This is a genomic window from Mesorhizobium sp. B1-1-5, assembly GCF_006443065.1.
GTDB lineage: Bacteria > Pseudomonadota > Alphaproteobacteria > Rhizobiales > Rhizobiaceae > Mesorhizobium.
The window spans coordinates 1-2,418 of the sequence record NZ_VFWS01000230.1; the positions used below are offsets into that span (position 1 = coordinate 1).

6 protein-coding genes and 1 pseudogene are annotated in these 2,418 nt (G+C 61.9%); 5 read left to right on the plus strand and 2 right to left on the minus strand.

Annotated features, from left to right (window positions below; translation table 11 throughout):
• Positions 1 to 323, plus strand: a pseudogene (locus tag FJ980_RS29765) (glycosyl transferase family 1); the annotation flags it as partial.
• Positions 320 to 613, plus strand: coding sequence for a hypothetical protein (locus FJ980_RS29770; RefSeq protein WP_140547197.1), 294 nt, complete (start codon positions 320 to 322; stop codon positions 611 to 613). The pseudogene FJ980_RS29765 and the gene FJ980_RS29770, both read left to right, overlap by 4 nt.
• Before the next feature lie 26 nt (positions 614 to 639).
• Here the strand turns inward: FJ980_RS29770 and FJ980_RS34885 are convergent, their stop codons facing one another.
• The gene (locus FJ980_RS34885; protein WP_181181346.1) at positions 640 to 792 is read right to left on the minus strand and encodes a hypothetical protein; all 153 of its coding nucleotides are present in this window, start codon (positions 790 to 792) and stop codon (positions 640 to 642) included.
• Between the two features lie 13 nt (positions 793 to 805).
• The gene (locus tag FJ980_RS29775) at positions 806 to 1,024 is read right to left on the minus strand and encodes a hypothetical protein (protein WP_140547198.1); all 219 of its coding nucleotides are present in this window, start codon (positions 1,022 to 1,024) and stop codon (positions 806 to 808) included.
• 77 nt (positions 1,025 to 1,101) lie between these two features.
• Here FJ980_RS29775 and FJ980_RS29780 point away from each other — a divergent pair, with 77 nt between their 5' ends.
• From FJ980_RS29780 to FJ980_RS29785, 3 genes are read left to right on the plus strand one after another with little or no spacing between them, the layout of a single operon-like run.
• Positions 1,102 to 1,953, plus strand: coding sequence for a glycoside hydrolase family 108 protein (locus FJ980_RS29780; protein WP_140547199.1), 852 nt, complete (start codon positions 1,102 to 1,104; stop codon positions 1,951 to 1,953).
• Complete coding sequence (locus FJ980_RS34890) at positions 1,950 to 2,243, plus strand: hypothetical protein (protein ID WP_181181347.1); 294 nt, start codon at positions 1,950 to 1,952, stop codon at positions 2,241 to 2,243. Before FJ980_RS29780 ends, FJ980_RS34890 begins: the two co-directional genes overlap by 4 nt.
• The gene (locus FJ980_RS29785; RefSeq protein ID WP_246676609.1) at positions 2,218 to 2,397 is read left to right on the plus strand and encodes a hypothetical protein; all 180 of its coding nucleotides are present in this window, start codon (positions 2,218 to 2,220) and stop codon (positions 2,395 to 2,397) included. The genes FJ980_RS34890 and FJ980_RS29785 overlap by 26 nt, the downstream gene beginning before the upstream one ends.
• Positions 2,398 to 2,418 lie beyond the last annotated feature (21 nt).

The window sequence follows — 2,418 nt, forward strand, 5'->3', positions numbered from 1 at the left end:
TGTCGGCTCTTTCCGTAACCCCCACTCAATTCGAGGGTGGCTTCCCGTTTACTTTCTCAGAGGCCTATTCCGTAGGAACACCCTCAGTGATGAGCCGCATTCCAGTTGTTACGGAGCTGTTGAAGGACCGGAAGCTGCTCGATATCATGACTTTCGATCCGCAGGACCGGGAGGACATGCTGCGCAAAGTCCTTTGGGGCCTCGACAACAGGGAAGCGCTTTTCGAAGCGCAGCGTCCGCTGTTTGAGATACTCTCAGCTCGAACCTGGTCGAAGGTGGCCGATGAGTATTTGGACCTGATGCTTTCTGTGGGCGCGAAATGACGGGCAGCGACAAGGAGCCCGACTATGAGCAGGTCAAGGCGGCACTGGCAGCGCACCATGAACTGTTGGTTAGCATGCAAGCCGAGTCGACGGCCATGCAGATGGTCATGACCGGCTTGCTGATGGAACTGAATAAGCGGGAAGGTGGGAAGCAGGTGATCTCTGCGGCCTTCGATTTTGCCGCCGACGTCGCGGTTACGGCCGCAAGCGGTTCGTACAAACCCGTCACCCAGAAAAATGTACTCGCTTTGAAGATGCTGGATCACTGGCGGAAGATGTTCCAGGCTTAGGCCGACACTGTGCAAGCGCCTGCGCTTCAGTACCCCAAGAGGTGCCGCAATCCGACGATCGGCAGGTAAACCGTCCAGACCAGGCAGACCAGGATTGCGATGACAACGCCCATGGCGGGCGCCCATTCCTGCCATAGTTTCAGCAGCCGCCCGGCCCAGGCTCCCAGTTGAGTTTCCATCGCATACGGGCCTTTAGTTTGGTTTGCGCAGCGCATTGAGAACCACGTCGGCATCGTTGTGATCGCCGCTCTTCAGCACTTCCCACACGCCGTCAATGCGTATTAGGCGCCCGCCGTCATAGGTGTGGATTTCGCCGGCATCCGCGGCGACTTCTTCGCGCATGCCCTGCCGTAGCTCCAGCCACGGTTTCGGCAGCGATATCCAATCCCCTAGGGGTTCGTCGTATTTCATCCCTGGCCCTCCCGGGGCCGACCATAGCCAAAATCCAAAACCAAACAACCTGCTCGTGAGGGCGGAAAGGAACTGTCATGGCCGTTTCGCGCGAAAAGGAATCGCTTGCCAAGGTGCTGGTGCACGAAGGCGGCTATGTGAACCATCCGGCCGATCCTGGCGGTCCGACCAACAAGGGCGTGACGCAGCGCGTCTATGACGGCTACCGGAAGGGCAAGGGCCTGGCGAAGCGCTCGGTCAAGAGCATCACCATGGATGAGGTCGGCGAGATCTATGATCGCCAGTACTGGGACGCGGTGAAGGGCGACCTGATGCCTGACGGCGTCGACTACGTCGTGTTCGATGGCGGCGTCAACTCCGGGCCCGGCCGCTCGATCATGTGGCTTCAGCAGGCGCTTCGTCCGGTCTACACCGGGCCGATCGACGGCGTCATTGGCGTGGGCACCTTGGCGGCGCTCAAGGCTGTCAACAACAATGACGCGTTGATCGACCGCATTTGCGATGCGCGCATGAACTTCCTTCGCCATCTCGGCACGTTCCCGACCTTCGGCAAGGGCTGGACGGCGCGTGTCGCCGAGGTGCGAGCGATCGGCAAGGCATGGGCGACCGGCGAGAAGCCGCAGGCCGCCAACTTCATCGCCGGCGGCCAGGCAAAAGCGCTGGTCGAGGACGCCAAGGCGGCGCCATCGACCGCGCCGGCAGACTTGGCCACCGGTGGTGGCGTCGCCAGCGGCGGCCTTGCTGGCACGTTGACCGAGCTGCAGAACCAGATCTCGCCGCTCTCGTATTCGAGCGAGCTCATTGGAAAAGTCGTCGTCGCACTGGCGTTCGCGAGTGCGCTGCTGGTCATCGGAGGCCTTGCCTATCGCTGGTACGTCAACCGCAAGGCCAAGCGCCTGGCTGAAGCCCTCGGGACCGCGCCGGCATGACCTGGCTGATCTCCCTGGTTGCCGGTCTCATAGGCGTTCCCCGACCGCTGGCCGGCATCATCATCTGGGTCGCGATCGCCGCCGCCGTCTCCGGCACCGCGCTCGGCGGCTACGCACTCATCAAGCATTGGGGCGCCGACGAGCTGCGCGCCAAGATCGAAAAGGAGAATACCGATGCGATCCATAAGGGCATTGACGCTCGCATGTCTCTTGACGAGTGCATCGACGCTGGCGGCGTGTACGACTTCGGGGGTCAGCGGTGTGATGCCGCTTCGACAGGCCATCGGTAACAGCCTTGCCGGTGCGCAGGGCAAGAGCATCGCCGACCAGAACAAGATCGACCGCACCATGGCGCCCGGCTGCGCGGTGAAGCTCTACACCCGTGCGGAATGCGACCTGCACACCAGGGCCAGCGCTGCGCGCCGTGCCGAACTGAAATCATAGCTTTGCACCGAGGGCGGGGAT